This is a genomic window from Arsukibacterium sp. UBA3155, from assembly GCA_002364615.1.
GTDB lineage: Bacteria > Pseudomonadota > Gammaproteobacteria > Enterobacterales > Alteromonadaceae > Alishewanella.
The window spans coordinates 128,080-146,372 of record DEYP01000025.1 but is presented as its reverse complement, the minus strand read 5'-3'; the positions used below and the strand labels follow the sequence as shown (position 1 = coordinate 146,372).

General features: G+C 49.2%; 19 protein-coding genes. 5 read left to right on the top strand and 14 right to left on the bottom strand.

Going from position 1 to position 18,293, the window contains the following annotated elements:
* Positions 1–72: 72 nt before the first annotated feature.
* The 3 genes from nhaD to pnuC all read left to right on the top strand — a co-directional run bounded on the left by nhaD (position 73) and on the right by pnuC (position 3,743).
* A complete protein-coding gene (gene nhaD / locus B2X65_RS12570; RefSeq protein ID WP_290612995.1) occupies positions 73–1,500 on the top strand; it encodes a sodium:proton antiporter NhaD in 1,428 nt (475 codons plus the stop codon).
* Between the two features lie 183 nt (positions 1,501–1,683).
* Complete coding sequence (locus tag B2X65_RS12565) at positions 1,684–3,141, top strand: NAD-dependent succinate-semialdehyde dehydrogenase (RefSeq protein ID WP_290612993.1); 1,458 nt, start codon at positions 1,684–1,686, stop codon at positions 3,139–3,141.
* Positions 3,141–3,743, top strand: a complete 603-nt coding sequence (gene pnuC / locus B2X65_RS12560; protein ID WP_290612991.1) for a nicotinamide riboside transporter PnuC — start codon at positions 3,141–3,143, stop codon at positions 3,741–3,743. Before B2X65_RS12565 ends, pnuC begins: the two co-directional genes overlap by 1 nt.
* Positions 3,744–4,203: 460 nt before the next feature.
* Here pnuC and B2X65_RS12555 read toward each other — a convergent pair whose 3' ends face one another.
* The 11 genes from B2X65_RS12555 to B2X65_RS12505 form a co-directional block, all read right to left on the bottom strand.
* Positions 4,204–4,608 (bottom strand): hypothetical protein, encoded by a 405-nt coding sequence (locus B2X65_RS12555; protein ID WP_290612989.1) that lies wholly within the window; start codon positions 4,606–4,608, stop codon positions 4,204–4,206.
* A 94-nt stretch (positions 4,609–4,702) separates the two neighbouring features.
* Positions 4,703–4,966 carry a Txe/YoeB family addiction module toxin gene (locus B2X65_RS12550; RefSeq protein ID WP_290612987.1) on the bottom strand — a complete coding sequence of 88 codons (264 nt, stop codon included), beginning with the start codon at positions 4,964–4,966 and terminating at the stop codon, positions 4,703–4,705.
* A complete protein-coding gene (locus B2X65_RS12545) occupies positions 4,959–5,213 on the bottom strand; it encodes a type II toxin-antitoxin system Phd/YefM family antitoxin (RefSeq protein ID WP_290612985.1) in 255 nt (84 codons plus the stop codon). The genes B2X65_RS12550 and B2X65_RS12545 overlap by 8 nt, the downstream gene beginning before the upstream one ends.
* A gap of 394 nt (positions 5,214–5,607) precedes the next feature.
* Positions 5,608–6,009, bottom strand: coding sequence for a hypothetical protein (locus B2X65_RS12540; protein WP_290612983.1), 402 nt, complete (start codon positions 6,007–6,009; stop codon positions 5,608–5,610).
* Positions 6,010–6,038: 29 nt separating this feature from the next.
* Positions 6,039–6,746, bottom strand: a complete 708-nt coding sequence (locus B2X65_RS12535) for a DUF3379 family protein (RefSeq protein ID WP_290612981.1) — start codon at positions 6,744–6,746, stop codon at positions 6,039–6,041.
* Positions 6,747–6,750: 4 nt separating this feature from the next.
* Positions 6,751–7,353, bottom strand: coding sequence for a sigma-70 family RNA polymerase sigma factor (locus B2X65_RS12530; RefSeq protein ID WP_290612979.1), 603 nt, complete (start codon positions 7,351–7,353; stop codon positions 6,751–6,753).
* A 51-nt stretch (positions 7,354–7,404) separates the two neighbouring features.
* Positions 7,405–8,043 (bottom strand): DoxX family protein, encoded by a 639-nt coding sequence (locus B2X65_RS12525; RefSeq protein ID WP_290612977.1) that lies wholly within the window; start codon positions 8,041–8,043, stop codon positions 7,405–7,407.
* A gap of 110 nt (positions 8,044–8,153) precedes the next feature.
* Positions 8,154–8,957 (bottom strand): DNA-binding domain-containing protein, encoded by an 804-nt coding sequence (locus B2X65_RS12520; protein ID WP_290612975.1) that lies wholly within the window; start codon positions 8,955–8,957, stop codon positions 8,154–8,156.
* Positions 8,954–9,838: a DUF692 domain-containing protein gene (locus B2X65_RS12515; protein WP_290612973.1), complete on the bottom strand. Its 885-nt coding sequence runs from the start codon at positions 9,836–9,838 to the stop codon at positions 8,954–8,956. The genes B2X65_RS12520 and B2X65_RS12515 overlap by 4 nt, the downstream gene beginning before the upstream one ends.
* 3 nt (positions 9,839–9,841) lie before the next feature.
* Positions 9,842–10,258: a hypothetical protein gene (locus B2X65_RS12510; protein ID WP_290612972.1), complete on the bottom strand. Its 417-nt coding sequence runs from the start codon at positions 10,256–10,258 to the stop codon at positions 9,842–9,844.
* Between the two features lie 77 nt (positions 10,259–10,335).
* Positions 10,336–10,611 carry a hypothetical protein gene (locus tag B2X65_RS12505; protein WP_290612970.1) on the bottom strand — a complete coding sequence of 92 codons (276 nt, stop codon included), beginning with the start codon at positions 10,609–10,611 and terminating at the stop codon, positions 10,336–10,338.
* A gap of 169 nt (positions 10,612–10,780) precedes the next feature.
* Between B2X65_RS12505 and B2X65_RS12500 the strand changes: the two genes are divergently transcribed.
* Together B2X65_RS12500 and B2X65_RS12495 are read left to right on the top strand one after the other, a co-directional pair.
* The gene (locus B2X65_RS12500; RefSeq protein ID WP_290612968.1) at positions 10,781–13,171 is read left to right on the top strand and encodes a Lon protease family protein; all 2,391 of its coding nucleotides are present in this window, start codon (positions 10,781–10,783) and stop codon (positions 13,169–13,171) included.
* A complete protein-coding gene (locus tag B2X65_RS12495) occupies positions 13,164–15,074 on the top strand; it encodes a TIGR00341 family protein (protein WP_290612966.1) in 1,911 nt (636 codons plus the stop codon). Before B2X65_RS12500 ends, B2X65_RS12495 begins: the two co-directional genes overlap by 8 nt.
* A 9-nt stretch (positions 15,075–15,083) precedes the next feature.
* Here B2X65_RS12495 and B2X65_RS12490 read toward each other — a convergent pair whose 3' ends face one another.
* The 3 genes from B2X65_RS12490 to B2X65_RS12480 are packed head-to-tail and all read right to left on the bottom strand — an operon-like array spanning position 15,084 to position 18,179.
* On the bottom strand, positions 15,084–15,560 hold the full coding sequence (locus tag B2X65_RS12490; protein ID WP_290613521.1) for a GGDEF domain-containing protein: 477 nt from the start codon (positions 15,558–15,560) through the stop codon (positions 15,084–15,086).
* Positions 15,505–16,692 carry a hypothetical protein gene (locus B2X65_RS12485; protein WP_290612964.1) on the bottom strand — a complete coding sequence of 396 codons (1,188 nt, stop codon included), beginning with the start codon at positions 16,690–16,692 and terminating at the stop codon, positions 15,505–15,507. Before B2X65_RS12485 ends, B2X65_RS12490 begins: the two co-directional genes overlap by 56 nt.
* Positions 16,689–18,179 carry a bifunctional metallophosphatase/5'-nucleotidase gene (locus B2X65_RS12480; protein ID WP_290612962.1) on the bottom strand — a complete coding sequence of 497 codons (1,491 nt, stop codon included), beginning with the start codon at positions 18,177–18,179 and terminating at the stop codon, positions 16,689–16,691. Before B2X65_RS12480 ends, B2X65_RS12485 begins: the two co-directional genes overlap by 4 nt.
* Positions 18,180–18,293: the final 114 nt, after the last annotated feature.

The following is an 18,293-nucleotide window of genomic DNA, read 5'->3' as shown; positions in this document are numbered from 1 at the left end:
AGAATTTGAGCTGGGCTCATTTACAATAGGCATCTGCCAACGATATCTAAATATATAACCGAGGGTGAGCGCGTGAAACAGTGGCTGCTGTGGCTGATAGTCTGTGTGGTATTTACACCGGTGGCATATGCTGCGACTGGCGAGTTGGATTTAACCGGCTCTCCGGTAGGTATTATTGCGCTGGTGCTTTTTGCATTGGCATATTTACTGGTAATGGCAGAAGAGAAAATACATCTGCGTAAGTCTAAACCGGTGTTGGTTGCTGCCGGCATTATCTGGGCATTAGTCGCCTGGCGTTATATGCAGGATGGTATTACTGGCGTTACCGCAGATGCCTTTCGTCATACGCTGCTTGAGTTTGCCGAGCTTATGTTGTTTTTGCTGGTGGCGATGACCTATATCAACGCCCTGGAGGAGCGGAGATTATTTGATTCGTTGCGGGCCTGGTTAATCCGCAAAGGGTTCAGCTACCGCAGCTTGTTCTGGATCAGTGGTGTGCTGGCGTTTGTTATCTCTTCGTTTGCCAATAACATGACCACGGCCATGCTGATGTGTGCGGTGGTGATGAAAGTGGCGGAGGGGGATAAGCGCTTTATTAATCTTACCTGCGTCAATATTGTTATTGCTGCCAATGCCGGCGGCGCTTTTATTCCGTTTGGCGATATTACCACCCTGATGGTATGGCAAGCGGGTATTATCACCTTTAATGAATTCTTCACCTTGTTTATTCCGGCGGTCGTCAATTATCTGGTGCCGGCAATTATTATGAGCTTTTTTGTCGAGCGCCGTTACCCTGCAGCGTTGCAAGAAGACGTAGAACTGAAGCGCGGTGCCCTTAGAATTCTAACCTTGTTTCTGGCTACCATAGCCCTGGCAGTGCTGTACCATTCCTGGCTGGATTTACCGCCGGTACTCGGCATGATGACCGGGTTGGGGTTGTTGCAGTTTTTTGGCTATTTTTTGCGCAAAACCTTACCCGGTTCACTGGCGCGCAAGCGGGCCATGGCCGAGCGGGAAGGCGACCAGGAACGCATTCGCTCACTGGGGCAGATAGTCCCGTTTGATGTCTTTAGCCGGATTGCCCGTGCAGAGTGGGATACCCTGCTGTTTTTCTATGGCGTCGTGATGTGCGTTGGGGGCTTAGGTTATATTGGTTATCTGGAGCTGTTATCGAACAGTTTATACGCCAATGGCAATCCGACGATTGCTAACGTTGTGCTGGGGTTAATGTCATCGGTGATCGATAACATTCCGGTGATGTTTGCCGTACTGACTATGCAACCCGATATGTCGCATGGCCAGTGGTTGCTAATTACCCTGACTGCTGGTGTTGGCGGTAGTTTATTATCCATCGGCTCTGCTGCCGGGGTGGCATTAATGGGCCAGGCCCGCGGCTATTACACCTTTATGGGGCACCTGAAATGGGCGCCGGTTATTTTGCTCGGCTATTTTGCCAGCGTCGCCATGCATTTGTGGTTAAATGCCGCCAGCTTTACCTAGTTGCCCTTCTCTGACGCCTGGTCTGTTGCAGCAGCACCAGGCGTCAGCCTTCCTGTTTATATTGAATACCTTACGAGCTGCTACACTGTAACACTACAAAGTACAGATTGACTGAACCTCTGTGGCTGCCAGCTTGTCTGTTAGTCAGGTTTACAGTTTCTGCTATTCGAATAAGGAGGGGGTATGGGTAAACTACACGATCAGGCGTTATTAAAGTATGCATCTTACTGGCAGGGTAACTGGCAGAGCGCAGCGCGTTCTTTTAATGTCACCAACCCGGCAAACGGCGAGATCATTGGCACGGTAGCTGATGCAACAGCTGCAGACGCAAAGAAAGCAGTGGCCGCAGCCGATACGGCGCAGGCTGACTGGGCGGCACGCCCGGCAGCAGAACGGGCAAAATTATTAATGCGCTGGCAACAACTGATGCTGGAGCATCAGGACGATTTAGGTCTGCTGTTAACACTGGAACAGGGCAAGCCGTTAGCCGAAGCTAAGGGCGAAATTGCCTATGGCGCCTCTTATCTGGAATGGTTTGCCGAAGAAGCCAAGCGGGTTTACGGCGATACTATTCCGGCCAAAAGCAGTGATCAACGAATCATTGTCTTAAAACAGCCGGTCGGCGTGGTCGCGGCCATTACTCCCTGGAACTTCCCCAATGCCATGATTGCCCGCAAAGCGGCGGCTGCACTTGCCGCAGGCTGCACCTTTGTGGTTAAACCTGCTCAGCTTACGCCTTTATCGGCACTTGCCATGGCGGAACTGGCAGATCGCGCTGGCATCCCGGCCGGGGTATTTAACGTGGTGGTCAGTACCGATGCAAAAGCGATTGGTAAGGTACTTACTGAAGATCCCAGAGTAGCTAAGTTTAGCTTTACCGGCTCAACCAACATTGGCAAACAACTGGCAAAGCAGTGTGCAGACACGGTCAAGCGGGTCTCATTGGAGCTGGGTGGCAATGCCCCCTTTATCGTATTCGATGACGCCGACCTGGATGCGGCCATTGACGGTTTAATGGCCTCTAAATTTCGTAATGCCGGCCAAACCTGTGTCTGTACCAACCGGATCCTGGTGCAGGACAGAGTGCTGGATGCCTTTACCGAAAAACTGCAACAGGCTATTGGCAAGCTGAAACTTGGCAACGGTACCGATGATAAAGTCGATATTGGCCCGCTGATCAGCGACGAAGCCTGCGACAAAGTTGACGAGCTGCTGCAGCAAGCAACCGAAAACGGCGCTAAGGTACATTGTGGTGGTAAACGCCAGGCAGCAGACAGCCTATTTTATTTACCAACCTTAGTTACCGGCGTCAACAATGATATGGCACTGGCGCAGCAGGAAATATTTGGCCCGGTAGCGGCAATTCAAAGCTTTAATGATGAAGCAGAGGCCATAAAGCTGGCCAATGCGACCGAATTTGGTTTAGCAGCCTACTTCTACAGCCGGGATATTGGCCGCATCTGGCGGGCAGCCGAAGGCTTACATTATGGCATGGTGGGTGTTAATGAAGGCATGATATCCAACCCCGTTGCACCCTTTGGTGGGGTAAAACAATCTGGCTATGGCCGTGAAGGGTCTAAATATGGCCTGGCTGATTATATGGACATTAAATACCTGTGTCTGGGTGGGCTTGATAAATAATGACAACCACAGTAATGGCCTTGACTGATATCACGCAGGCCATTAGCCTCAGTCAGCTTGAGTATGCGGCTAATGGTTTTTACCTATTGGCAGTATTTCTGGCGGCACGAAACAGTATTCATACCTGGTGGCTGGGTATTATTGGCTGCGCTTTATTTGCGGCATTATTTGTTCAGGTGCAGCTGTATGCTGAAAGTATGCTGATGCTGTTTTTTATTATTACTAATGTTATCGGCTGGTATCAGTGGGGCCGGGCCTCTGGCATCAAGCGGGTAAGCAGCACCCGCCCGACAAAATTATTGCTGTTTACTGCGCTGGCACTGCTTGTTACTGCGGCGCATGGTTTTATGTTGCACAGCCTGACCAATGGCTATGCCCCCTATATTGACTCCTCTATTTTAATGTTCAGCCTTATCGCCCAGTTTTTGCTAATGAACCGTAAGCTGGAAACCTGGTGGTTCTGGTTACTGGTCAATACCATCGCCATCCCGTTATATGTTTCGCGTGAGTTGTATGTCACCGCTATTGTCTATTGCGGCTTCTGGTTTAATGCCTGGTATGGCTTGTATCTGTGGCGTAAGTTAAGCCGCGCAGCAGGATGATGTCGCAGCCAGCGCTGTTTGCTGGCGATAAAATTTAGTCATTGGTTTTGGAGCTCACGATACTGATAACTTACTTTTAAGTCAGCACTTTTTCTACCATTAGGATTGATGCTGCGAGCTTTATAAAGATCTGAGACACTGATGACAAGCTTCTGCCACTTGCTCACCACTTGGTGATGAAACAGTATTTACAACAGTATGATGGCAAAGCGTTTGGCAACTCTTAAGAACAAGAAATAGAGAGCCCCAGCAAACCAGTAGAACCCAAAAAGAATAGCCGCCAAAATTAAATAACATTTTCTTAATTGTAGATTGCATCAATTCTCCCTATAAAACCCGCAGCATGTTGCGGTTATGCATTGGGCTCTGACCAGACGGCATATTCATTGCCAGTTTGTGCGTATTTTTGCACAAAAGGTGAGGGTGGGAATTTGTCCGGTGCGGTCGCTTGTCAGAGTATTTACTCAGTACAAACAACATAGATACCCCGATCTCCCGATCCTTCCCAGCGCATAATATTCTGTTTATCTCTTGGCACACTTGCTAAATGGCAATAATCACGGGAGACTACTTCACTTGTAGCGAAATCATGAAATTTCTTGTGCATCTGTTCTTGAATCAACTTTTTTTGCCCTGCTGATTCGGTGATTTCTTCATATCGTTTCCAACCAACAATCACGACAAAACCTTCCGCTTCATCTGGAGGTACGGTAACAGAACCACAAGAAGTACTTGCCGCCATGTTTTCCAAACACGGTACATACTTAACTGGACGAACCGAAAGCTTGTTTTTGACGGAAGGAACAAAAGCACATCCAGTCAAAAACACACAGATTACACCAAGTGCTGCGATTCTTGTTTTCATGGCTCTCACGCTTTACTCTCCGAAAAATGACGAGCGTCAACGAGTTATTTTTCCGGTGCAGTAACTTATTAGCTGCCTTTTGCAAGGGCCGAGTCTAATAGTGATAACGGCACGAGATTATCGTAATCGTATTATCATCAACTGCGTACACCAACCTGTTCGTATCATCTATACGTCGGGACCAAAAACCAGCTAGGTTTTCCTTTAACGGCTCAGGCTTACCAATACCTTCAAACGGTGAGCGTCTAACGTCGTTTATAAGCTTGTTTATTCGTTTGAGCTTTTTTTTGTCCTGGGTTTGCCAATAAAGGTAATCGCTCCAGGATTCGTCAGTCCATGACAGCAAACGACTACTCATCAATCAAGTCTCTGCAGGTTATCTTACCTGCTTTGAATTGTTCAATTGAGCGATTCAAATGCTCAGCATTGGCAGGTGAGCGCAGTAAGTGAACCGTTTCCATCAGACTGTTGTAGTAGTCCAGCGACATAACAACAGCATCTTCCGAATCACGGCGAGTAATGACTGCTGTATCTGCGTCATTAACGACGGAATCTAAAACCGCTTTCAGGCTATTTCTTGCTTCAGTAAAAGACACAATTCTCATACAACCTCCACATGTACGTTTCACAGGACAAGTATAGCCTCAAACCTTAACATGTACAACATGATGGACATGTCATTTGTAGTTACGCAAAGCTTTGGAGCGGCTGGAGCGTAGCGTAAACCGTCCCAGCCACCCCTCCAGCCGTTTCCGGCCAGTATTCGTTCACCCTACATCCCTCAGGTTCAGCCGTCAGGTTGTCCCTGAGGCCGTGCTACTAACACTGACGCCAGATGCAATAACGCTATCTGACAATGCGGGCAATGCCAGCAAGGTGTTTCCCTCTCTGTAGTTGGTGCTTCAACTTTAGATTTACGCGGCGTTTATTGTGAGATACTGAAAAAAAAATGTCCGCTTTGGCTCTAACCGGAAATAGTAATCAGAGCGAGCTTTGCTGCTACAGCCAAAGCCGTAGCAGGCTGGCGGCTATGAGCGCCAGGTAAGTTACTGCCACCGTGGGTTTGACGGCCTGTTTGGCATAGCCCTGTATTAGCTGTAACGGGTTTTGCCGCTGATATTGCCACTGGCTGTGCCACTGACAACCAATATCCTGAGCCTGCAGTATGGCCTGCTCCAGTTGCAGTAAACGGTTGGCGGCGCGTAGCTGAAAGGTTTTAAGGATGGCTTCATGCAGCCAGAATAAGCCAACAACACCGAGTTGCAGCTCAATGGCTGCGGCGTTTTTCAGCAACCACAGCCATACCAGAATGGTGACAACTTTTAGCCATAATGCCTGCTGCTCTTGCTTGTCATAACTTTGCTGAATTAACAGCCATTCTGCCTGATTTTTGTCGGTCATTCTGCTTCCCTGCGCCATACCATACTGCGTTAAATAAATTTAAGCTGTTGCTGAAGTTTAGCGGGTAATTGCTGTAAATCCTGCTCATTTTCACTGACTACCACTAAATCAGCGTTTTTTAGCGCTACACTGCGACCGCGATAGGTGCCATCAGAGAAATTATGCTCAAATTTCAGCTGATTATCCGCTGGTACCACAAACACTGTTGCCAACCCTTGTTCGGTTTGCATCACTAAATGTAACGAACGGGTGCCGCGAAAATCACAAAAATTTGAATAAACAATAGATTGCGACCAGTCTGTCAGTTCAGCGCCAAAGCTTGCCAGCTTAGCGTTAACCTGAATCAGCGGTTGCGGCGCCAGCATCTGGTCCATATAGGGTGCTTCATGATACACATGCGCCAACGCATGCTGGCCTAAGGTCATGTCAGGAAAGCCATAGTTAAACCAGTTCAGGGTCAGGCCGGCAACAAAGGCGATAGATGCGGCTAAGGCAATAGCGCCGGTAAAACGCCTAGTTTGCGTTTTCTGAGTTAGCTGCATTTGCTGGCGTAGCAGTTTTACCGCTAAGGTATCGGGCACATCCAGGGTAAGTGCTTGCATAATGCGCACCTGGTCCAGCAGTAACTGGCGTTGCAGTTGTTGTAACTGAGGATCGGCGGCAACGGCCTGTGCGAGCTTGGCAGAGCGGGCCTGTGGATCGGCAATCAGAGCCTGTCTTAATGATAAATCAACCATCGCTTTACCCCTTTTCTTGCGCGGTCAGGCGCTGCTTCAGTAAGTGCCGGGCCCGGAATAAGCGGGTGTTCACGGTATTTACGTTTAAACCTAGTAGTTGGCCAATTTCGTCGCTGCTAAAACCTGCTAAGGCCTGCAATAGCAAGGGCTCGCCATATTCAGGTGGTAACAGCAGTAACTGTTGTTGCAGCACGGCATTATCATATTGCTGCTCTAATGCCGGGTTAATATCATCGGTTAGATTCTCTTGCTCAACATCACTGTAATCCAGCTGTTTTCGCTCAAACCGCCGCGCGTTTTCCCGGCGCAGAATAGTAATAAGCCAGCTTTTCGCCGCGTTGTCGTCCAGTAACGAATCCAGCGCTTTCCAGGCCCGTAAAAACGTATCCTGCACAATGTCTTCGGCAATATGCTGGTCGCGGCATAACCAAAAAGCGTACCGGTATAAATCCGCATGATACAGCCTTACCAACTGCTCATAGCGCTGGCTGTTGCTTTGTGCTTTGCGCTTAAATAAAGAGACCGGCAAAGTGAGCAGTGTCTTTCGTGATGTCGACATTAATCGGGACTTTTGCTTGGTTGCATGGGCCGTAAGCGTAATGGACATAAGCTGAACCTGTAAAGCAATCATTTAAGGTAATTAAGGTGGCTGGCCGCATTAGTGCCTGGCAACGCCAGAGTAAAGCGGCTGACAGTAGCGATGAAGCCAGTAATCAACGCTGACATAACGCCCGCCGCCACTAAACAGCAGGCTTAGCAACATGGCTAAATACATGGCCGCAAATTCAATGCCATTGTTCAGGATCACCAGTTTGCCGCTTGAGGTGAGCCAGTCGTAATTACCGTGTTGTTGCAACAGACTGCGGGCGGCTTCAATTTTTTCGCTGCTGTCCATTACCCGCTCGTTCAGTAAAATCGTGCCATCGGCCAGCCAGCTGCTGCTATCTGCTATGGCAGGCCAGCCGTAGGGCAGATGCACCGCAAAAATAGCGATTAGCATGGTTATTAATAAAGGTATTGCCACCAGCCGGGTCAGTAACCCCATTAGTAACAAGGCTCCGCCGATTAACTCAGCGGCAATTGCCAGGCCGGCTAACAGTGCTGGCAGCGGCAAACCTAAGCCCCAGTCACTGTTACCAAACCAGGCGACGGTATTGTCAAAATGACTAAATTTATTCCAGCCGGCCTGAATAAGCACTGGTGCCAGTATAAGCCGCAATAGCAAGGGCGCCAGGCCACTGACCTGCGCCAGACGGCTGACCGTTCGTTGATAATAAGAATAGAGTCGCTTTAACATAAACCTTGCCTGTTAATTTGTTGCTAGAATCACCATGCATAACAAGACCGTGGCTGACGTAGTGTTATTTCACTGTTTTGTTGTCGACCCGCTTTTTTATTGAAAAAAGCTTAACCTTGATAACCGTGAATCGCGCCTTTTTGGGCTAAATCCTGCAACAAGGGCAGGGCGCCCTGTTGTAATTGCTGCTCAGATAAGCCGGGTAATTGCGCGCTGATGGTATGTATTAATGCGGGAAATGTCAGACCGGGCTGCTCTGCTAAATGATTTAGCAATAATAAGGTGGCCTGGTTAAGCTGCACAAATTTAACTTCATGCTCTGTGTTGCGATACAGCAAGAAAAAAACGGGCTGCCCCGGTTCAGCAGGTTGAAAATCGGTGCATATTTGCTGCACTGGCCACTGGTAAGCGCAGAGCATGGCCAGCTCAGACAGCTGCAACCGGGTACTTTCGAGCTGTGTGCCAGTTAATTGCCCGGACTCAAGTAAAGGCTGGGGCTGGCTTAGCACCTGGGTAGCGATATACAGCTCCGCCCATTCGTAATGCGCCAACTCCGCTAAAAAAGCCGGATCCGTCTCTGTCGGCGGGTAGTCTTGCAAAAATGCCACAAATTGCTCGGCAATATGCAAAAAGTAAGGGCTGTGGCAGGCATACTTACTAAAAAATTGCTGGGCCAGTGCCGTCCAGGCGCTGTCGCTGTACAGGGTTTTTAACACCGGAAACGCCGTGTCGAGAAAGCCTTTAACATTATTAAAAAACAGGTCTCGGTATACCTTTAACCGACGCGCTTCGAGCCCTTGCGGCGGCGGGCAGTTGCCAGGATCACGAATATAAGCCGCGAACTGCAGTTGCAGCTGTTTAAAGTCGTTATCGCTGGTCGTGTTGCTGTCAGAATTAATGGGGTGAGAACTCATAATACGGCAGTCTTTGGCGAACTATGTTTTTGCGAACCGGTTTTTTGGCTGCTGGCGTTAAGTGCCTGTTGTTGCATCACTCTGATCGTATCCAGTTCGTGCTGCAAGCTGCTAAGCGCCGGAATATTAAAATCGCGCTCATATAAGGTGGGTTTTACGCCGTGCTGCAGGTACGCCTGTTGCAGTAACTGCCAAACCGGATCCGGAATATCGGCACCATGAGTATCGACCAGTAAATCCGGTGCTTCCTGATAATGACCGGCTACGTGATAGTAGGCCACGCGCTCAGAGGGTAACGCCCGCAGAAACGCAGCGGCGTCATAGCCATGATTTACCGAGTTAACATAAATATTATTAACATCAAGTAGTAGTTGGCAATTGGCTTGTTCGAGTACTTCACCAATAAAGTCCAGCTCGCTTATCTGCTGGCCAGGCGCAGCATAATAAGACACATTTTCCAGAATCAGGGGTTGTTCCAGAATATCCTGTACCGTGCGTATCCGGGCGGCGACATAACGGGCGGCTTCTTCGGTAAAGGGAATAGGCATTAAGTCGTATAAATGCCCTTTAGCAGAACAATAACTTAAGTGTTCGCTGTACAGCTTGATATTGTGTTCCCGAAAAAACACCTTTAACTGTTTAATAAAATTAATATCGAGTGGGTCGGGACTGCCAATTGACAAAGATAAGCCATGGCAGGCAAAGGCATGACGCTCGGTCAGCGCTTTAAACTGACTGGCCAGTTTACCACCGTAAGGCAACCAGTTTTCCGGGGCGACTTCAAAAAAATCCGCTACCGGGCGGGTGGTCGCCAGCACTTCACTGAGCATTTCCCGGCGCAGGCCAAGGCCTGCTCCGGTTAATGAGGCTTTAACATTCACCGCTTACGCCGCACCGCATTTGCCTTCGCCACACTTCATTTCTTTACTTTTTTCTGCCGCTTTATCTTCGGCTTTTGCTTTGGCTTTATCGGCGCCACACTTGCCTTCGCCGCACTTCATTTCTTTGGCTTTATCTTCGGCTTTTGCTTTTGCTTTAGCTTTATCAGCACCACATTTGCCTTCACCACATTTCATTTCCTGGCTTTTTTCTGCAGCTTTATCTTTAGCTTTGTCTTTGGCTTTATCGGCGCCACATTTGCCTTCGCCACATTTACCCTCGGTAGCGGCAAGCTGATACGCCATGCTAAGTTCAGCAGCTGCAAAAGGGTTGGTGTCGGCATGCGCCGCACCGGCGGCAACAGAACCTAAAGCCATGGCGCCAAGCGCAAAAGAAAGTTGGGTTTTATTTAGTGATTTCATCAGATTTTACCTTTTGGTTGTCAGAGTCAGTTATAAGACCCGGCCACCAGCAAAGGTATTTCAAAAATTTGCTTATTTCAATGAACCCGGTAAAAACGGCAGAAAAAATCAACAATGCTATCGGGGTCAAGCCGGCTGAAATGCACTTTTCTGTTGGCGACGATAATCTCTCCTAAGGCACGCAACGTATGGTCCAGTGGTATCCCGGCAGGGCGCGTTGCACCATGGTCGGCAAACAAAAAGTTCAGCGCCGTAGCAGTATAAGACTTGCCCGGTGCTACTTGCACCAATTCCAGTTCCTGTAACCGGACACCAAGATTGCGAATTTTCTGCAGACAATTTTGCTCGTTCATAATGCCCCCGGCTAAGGTTAATTTCTGTTGCTAAGCTTGTATCGGCGCGATGGCCAGATCCTTTAATCAGGAAACTGAAAAAATAAAATAGCCAGCACAGCACAGCATGTTTTTGGTAGTATGTCGGCAATTGCGTTTGCATTATATTTTGTTGTTAATAAGGGATGACATGACCCATAGCCATTTGTCTTTAGCGCTCGACCCGGCTCAGCTAGGCCCCATTTTGCAAGATGATCAGATTGAACAAGCACTGGCGACCGCTGAGCTGATACCGGGTTTTATTGGCCAGGAGCGGGCTAAATCAGCACTGGCATTTGCCATTGGTATGGATATGCCCGGTTATAACCTGTATGTGATGGGCGAACCGGCATTAGGCCGCTTTACCCTGGTGCAGGATATTTTGCAGCATGCCGCAGCGGAGAAAGCGACGGCCAATGAATGGTGCTACCTGAATAATTTTGATGACGAGCGCGTTCCTAATACCCTGCGGTTACTGCCTGGTGATGGCCGTATACTGGTAAAAAAGCTGGAAGCCTTAATTGATGAATTGCTGGATACCTTTCCGGCCGCCTTTGATAATCCGGGCTATCAGCGCAAGAAAAAAGCCATTGCCCGCCAGTTTGACGATCGCTACGACCTGGCCATTGAGCGGGTCGAAAAAACCGCACTGGAAAAACATGTGGTGCTGTTTGAAGACAATGGTGCAGTGAGTTTTTCGCCCATTATTGACGGTAAGCCATTGGAAGACAGTGAATTCAGCAAAATGACTGACGAGCAGCGGCAGTACTTTTACGGCGTTGTGTCGGAGCTGGAGACGGTATTAAACGATGCCCTGCTGGAATTGCCACGCTGGAAACGTGAGCTGTCAGAAAACCTGAGAACGCTTCGTAAAGACACCATCGAACAAGCCATTAAGCCGATGCTCAAGCATCTGGAGCATGATTACAGCACCGAGCTTGGTGTGCTGAAATATTTAAAAGAAATGCGGCCGCATTTAGTAAAAGCAGTGCTGGAACTGCTGCCTGATGAATCCGACGCTGAAAAACAGGAAGAGATAGACAGCCGGGAAATTTTTGTCGAAGAATTTGTTCCTAATGTACTGGTGCATCATGAAGCGATGTCCGGCGCGCCAATTATTTTTGAACCCAATCCCAGTTATGGCAATTTGTTTGGCCGGGTAGAATATAACTCGTCCAGCGGTGCCCTTTATACCAATTACCGGATGATCCGCCCTGGCGCGCTGCACAAAGCAAATGGCGGTTATTTAATTCTGGATGCCGACCGCTTGCTCTCTCAGGCCTCGGTATGGGACGCGCTTAAGCTGGCTTTAAAAAGCGGTGAAGTGGTAATTGATACCTTAAGCGAACATGCGGTAACAAACTCTACCATTATTACCCCAAGGGCTATTCCGCTTAACGTCAAAGTGGTGCTGTTAGGGTCGCGTGATCTTTATTATCTGGTACAGGAGGTAGACGAAGAGTTTAACGAGCTGTTCAGAGTACTGGCTGATTTCGAGCACTATCTGCCGTATAACGAACAAACACTAAGCTACATGTCGCGGCAAATTCAGCTGCAAATGCAACAGCTTAATATTACCAAGCTAACGCAGTGCGGTCTGCGCCAGTTATTGCAATTCAGTTTCCGGCAGGCAGAGCACCAGCGCAAGCTATCAGCCCGCTTTGCTGATGTACTGGAGCTGGTACGTGAATCCTGTTACTACGCGGCCCAGGCCGACAGCGACATTCTGAATGAAACTCACGTCCAGCAAGCCTTGCAGGGCAAGCAGCATCGTACCGGCCGCATCAGCGAGGGGTTTCTTGAAGATATTCAGGAAGGCCAGATTTTAATTGATACCGACGGCATGGCGGTCGGCAAAATTAATGGTCTGACGGTACTGGAGATTGGTGATACTGCCTTTGGGACGCCGGCCAGGGTCAGTGCCACCGTATTTGCCGGCTCCAGTGGGGTTATTGATATCGAACGGGAAGTTGAACTGGGTAAGGCGATACACTCCAAAGGGGTGTTATTACTGACCGGGTATCTCGGGGCTAAGTATGCCCGCAATTTCCCGCTAACACTGTGCGCCAACATTGCGATGGAGCAGTCGTATGGCCATATTGATGGTGATAGCGCCTCCCTGGCCGAAGTGTGCGCCCTTATTTCTGCCATAACCGATATACCCATTGAACAGAGCCTGGCAGTAACCGGTTCGATTAACCAACATGGTCAGGTGCAGGCAATTGGTGGGGTTAACGAAAAAATTGAAGGCTTTTTCCGGTTGTGTCAGTCACGCGGACTGACCGGCGAGCAAGGGGTTATTATTCCGGCCAGCAATCAGCTTAATCTGGTTCTGCGCGATGAAGTGATAGCCGCAGTAGCCGAGCAAAAGTTTCATATTTATGTGGTGAGAACCGTCGATGAAGCACTGGCACTGTTAACCGGTGAAGAAGCCGGTGAGCTGAATCGACGCGGTCAGTATCCGAAAAAATCGGTTAATGGCCGGGCCATGCAACGTTTGGCTGAAATTGCCGAACTGGTTAATGGTGCTCTGGATGAATAGCACGCGCGCAGACCAGCCCATTGTGGTGCTGTACGCCGATCTGGATGAGCAACGGGTACAGCAGCAGTTATTGCCGTTATTGCGTGCCCGGTTAGGAGAGGGCTTTGCCGCGCTGAAAATTCAGGTATTTAATCCTGAACAGCCTGCCGGGTTTATCGCCGGTAGTCGTATAGTATGCTACCTGAGCGACGAGCTACTGCGCGAGTTAGTACTGCAAATCCAGCGCCAGCAATTAACCCTGGCGCTGCTCCCTCACCCGGAAATGAAACATGCCCGTTATGGCTTTGGCATTGCCGGCAAAATGGAAGAGGCGCTAACCGATGCCTTAAACAACAACGCCACCGAGGCTGATTTACTGTTATGTAACGACGTACCGGTATTTAACTCGGTGGTAATAGGTGACGCATTAACCTTAACTCCGGGAGAAGCACTGGCTGAGCCTCTGGCGAAGCGGCTTAAACGGTTTGTCCGGTTGGTAAAAGGTATTGGCAAGGTAACGTTCAACGCCTTTAAAATTACCACCCATAAAGAAAAAATTGTTGATACCGCCGCACTGGGGATTGTGGTGGTTGAGCATGGCCGCAGCTCGGTATTGTCAAGGCGGCTGGTGGCGGACTCCAGCGTTAACGATGGTATGTTACACGCGTTGATACTGGCACCACGAAGTGTGTTTGAAATGCTCAGGTTTTTATTTGCTTCGCTGTTTTTACGCGATTACTGGAATAATAACACCCCGTCTTTTGTCGGCCATGTTAAAAGCCGTAGCCTGATGATCAGCAGTCCAAAACTGATCAGTTACACCCATGATGGTTTAATTGAAAAGAACAGTGTCTTGCATTTGAAAGTGGAGCCGAGGGTATTGCTGCTGGCACCGGGACGCTATCTGGCACTGGAAGAGGCTGAAACAGAGAGCAAAGAAGCAGTCAGAACCAAAGCGTTGCCTGCCGGTAAAGCAAAGAGCGAATTAGTGACCTATCCGCTGCCATGGATCCATCATGCTGCAACGGACGAGTTTAAAGAGTTATTTATGGCGATGCGCGAGAGCGCAAAGGCGTCCTCATCGTATTTAACCCTGATGGTGCTGGCGACCTTACTGGCCGTATTTGGCTTATTTGCTAACTCTACTCCGGTGATCATTGGCGCGATGATCTTAGCGCCATTAATGGGGCCCATTGTCTCAATGGCACTGGGTACGCTGCGTCAGGATGTGAGTTTAATGCTCATCAGCAGTCGCAGCATTGCGGTCGGTACCGGTTTGGCCATGGGCTGTGCCATGGTAGCGACCTGGTTTATCCCGCTAACAACCATTAACAGCGAAATAGCGGCAAGAATAAGCCCAACCTTACTTGATTTAGGAGTAGCGGTCATATCCGGTATTGCCGGCGCCTATGCCCATGCGCGGGCAGAGGTAGCGAAAAGCTTAGCTGGCGTGGCGATAGCGGTAGCGCTGGTGCCGCCTTTAGCGGTGGCCGGTATTGGCCTTGGTTGGCTCGATTTCACGGTGTTCTGGGGCGCCTTCTTATTGTTTCTGACTAACCTGGTCGGAATAATTTTAGCCGCCGTAATTACCTTTATGTTTCTGGGATACAGCCCGTTTCACCGGGCGAAGCGCGGTTTGGCACTCACCCTGATCCTGGCTGCTATCTTGTGTATTCCACTGGCTATTGGCTTTGGTCATATGGTGGCAGAGCATCAGGTAGTGCAGCAGCTGGATGGCTTAGAGCTGGAAGAAGTAAAACTGCGGGATGTGAGTGTCCGACCTGGAACGCCGCTTAGGATCAGCCTGACCCTGGTATCAGGCAGTGCAGTGGACGATGCCACTATGGACCGGGTAAAACGGCGTATTGAGCAAAAGCTGCAGCAGAGCGTCGAACTGGAAATAGGGGTTAAGGTGATCCGCTAAGCCCCAAAGTTATAACATGACGGTGCAGTTTCGGCCCTGACTTTTTGCCTGATATAAGGCTTTGTCTGCCTGATTCAGCAAGACTTTATCGCTGATGTCCTGGCCCAGTTTCAGGCTGGCGATACCCAGGCTAATGGTAACAAAGCCGGCTGTTGGACTGGCCTGGTGAGGCAGCATTAAGGCTAATATTTCCAGTCGCAATTGTTCCGCCATAATGAATGCTTGCTCCGGGCTGGTATTCGGCAGGACGCAGGCAAATTCTTCTCCACCATAACGGGCAACCAGATCGACCTGACGCTGCAAGGTGGTTGCCAGGGTGTTTGCTATCGCTTTTAAGGTGTCATCACCGGCAAGATGGCCGTAGCTGTCGTTATACGCTTTGAAGTCGTCAACGTCCAACAGGATCACTGCCAGCGTCTGTTTCATTCTTTTAGCCATTGCCACGGCGCTGTGTAAATGGGCGTCGAAGTGGCGGCGATTGGCGATGCCAGTCAGGCCATCCGTTAAAGACTGACGTTCTAATGCCGTTTGCTGGGCCGTAACCAGTATTACTATACTGGTTAAAAGAACGGGCAATGTCTGCAATTTCATCATTACTGCTGAACAAACGGTCGTCATCCGTAAAACCAGTGCCAGCCTGCACTTTTTCATTAAGTAATTTTAAACGCTGAATTACCCGTTTCTGGGTATAAAACATCATCGCCAGCAGCAACAGTATAGCGGCCAGTGCCAGAGCGGCACTTAACCGGTTTTGCCGGGCAAGTGAATTCGAGGATTGCTGACTTAACTGCATCAGTGACGCCGCGGACTGATAAGCATTAAGCTCGGTTTCGCTGGCGTAGTCAGTCACCAGACTGCGTAAAAAGTTTGCCTTGCCGGTGGCTTTGGCAATATTGCTTAATTCTGCCTCTAGTAGCGCCAGGATCCCTTGCTCAGACATCAATGCAGCCAGCAGTTGCTGGTACAGCACTTGTGCGGCTGGTTGTACCGTGGCGCTTAACTGGTTAAGCATTATTTTATTGCCTGCCAACGCCTTATTTAGTTCTGTACGACTTTGGCGCAGGTTATATAAGCGGTCAATGCTGTACAGGGCGGTAATATCACGTAGTAACCCTGAATAGCTTAGCAGCCAGGGCTGATTGGCTCTCAATTGCTGACTCTGTTGTTGCAGTTGACTTAATTTGTCCAGCCAGCTGCGGCTTTGCTGCTGCAGAACCAGCCGCTCGGCAATCAGCATGTCCAGAGCGCGGGCTTCATCAGCAATCAGTTGCAGCCGCTGTTGCTGATACTGGTGTTGCACATATTGCTGATGATCAAGACTGCTTATCTGAACAATAATCTGCCGTATCTGCTGTGACGCTCTGTCCCTTGCTGCCTGGCTGACTGCATTGCGTAATAGCTCTGATTGCAGATTAAGTTCCTTCACTTTATCGTGTACCAGGCTGGCTTCCAGTACCGCAGGAATGCCTTGTTCTGCAACTCTGCTGACAATTTGCTGCGCCTGGTGCAGACGATGATAAAACATCAAACTCAGTAAAATAAACAGCAGCAGGCTTAGTAATAATGAAGCAAATAATAATCTGGCGCTGGAGTAATAACGTTTAGAAGGTGAACTCATGGCTTAGCCTGCTGGCTGATATCGTGCAGCCGGCCGTCTGTTACCAGAGTAATGGTCTGCTGCTTTTTAATGGCGGCGGCAATAATATCTGCAATGTTTCGATCGCTGGGGTTAAAGAAATTCAGTTTGCTGCGTTTCTCTAAAATCTCAAAACCATCACCGCCCTCGGCCAGATACTCTACTGTGGCAACGTTATACATTTTATCGCTGATAACGGGGTCGCCATTAACCAACAGTTTGACAACCCTGTTACCTGCTGGCGCAGTACTGTCAAAAAGCAGCGTAAAACCGGAGACCTGTAAAAAGAATCCGCGCTGGTTATCTAAGCCACTGAGCCCATGTTCAAAAATGCTGACTAAATCCTGGCCGCTAAGTTGCAGCAGCACCGGCGTATTGCGAAAGGGTAGTTCAGCCAGAATGTCTCCCCGGGTAAGCAAGGTACCCGCCGGGTAATCTTTCACCCCACGGATGGTGCCGCTGTTGATAAACGCCAGCTGTGCATCAGTGTAGTTTCTCAGGGTATCGGCCACAAAATTAGCAAACGCATTCTCTCTGTTACGCACGTCATCCCGGCGGGTGGTAAAGTCTAGCACGGTGTGTCCCAGGGGTTCTTGCAATAACAATTGCAAACGTTGAGTGTGCGTAGCAATTTTTCTGGCTATCTCCGGCTCTGCTGGTAACGTCGCCAAATCAATGTAGCTGGTCTTTAGCTTGTCCAGCTTGAGATCAGTATCTAATTTAGCCTCAACAATTACCGCCTGATTCAGTTGCTGTTGCAGGATAATATTGGGCTGGTTGGGCAGCAGTTGCTTACCATCATAATTATTGCGAAATGCCAGGTTAATAGTGCCCTTTGCCAGCAAGTCGGGTAAAAAATCCAGTTCGGTCGTGTGCATTACTACCACAAGGTTCGCACCCTGCGCTTTTAGTTTTGCTGCCTGCAGGGTAATAGCCTGCTCGGCGGGGGTGACCTGTAATCTGTCCAGCGCATATTGCTGAATAACATAAGGTGCGACCAGCGCAATCACACCCAGTTTAATGTCACCCTGCTGCACCAGAATACTGTCTACCAGGCCATCAAGATTACCCTCTGTCATCGGGTCGTACAGGTTGCTTAACACCAGGGGGAAGGCGGCCTCATAGGCTCGTTGTGACAATTCTTCTGACAAAAATGCAAAATCACGGTGCGAAACTGCCATCGCGTCTGGTTCTAAACTATTAAGAATATCTATTATATGCGCGCCGCGGTCAAAAAAGCCAAGCGGGCTGGGGCCAAGACTGCTGCCACCAAACAGAAAAAAGGTGGGTGTACTTTTGCGACGAGCTTGCTGTAATAAGGTCGCCAGTTGCGAAAAATTAGCTTCAGGATGATTCGCTTCTGCCATTTCAGCAGCGTATACAATGGTAAATTCGGTTTCGGCGTGACTGAGTAACAGTGGGTTGCTTAGCAATAATGCCAGCAGCACTAACCTGAAGAAAACGATCATAAGTGGTTAATTTTCACCTGAAACACAGCGTTATCATTCAGTCTAATGGATCTTCTGGCGATGAGCAAAGCAAAGTAATAGCACAGCAAAATAACAGTGCAGCTTAGTCAGGCT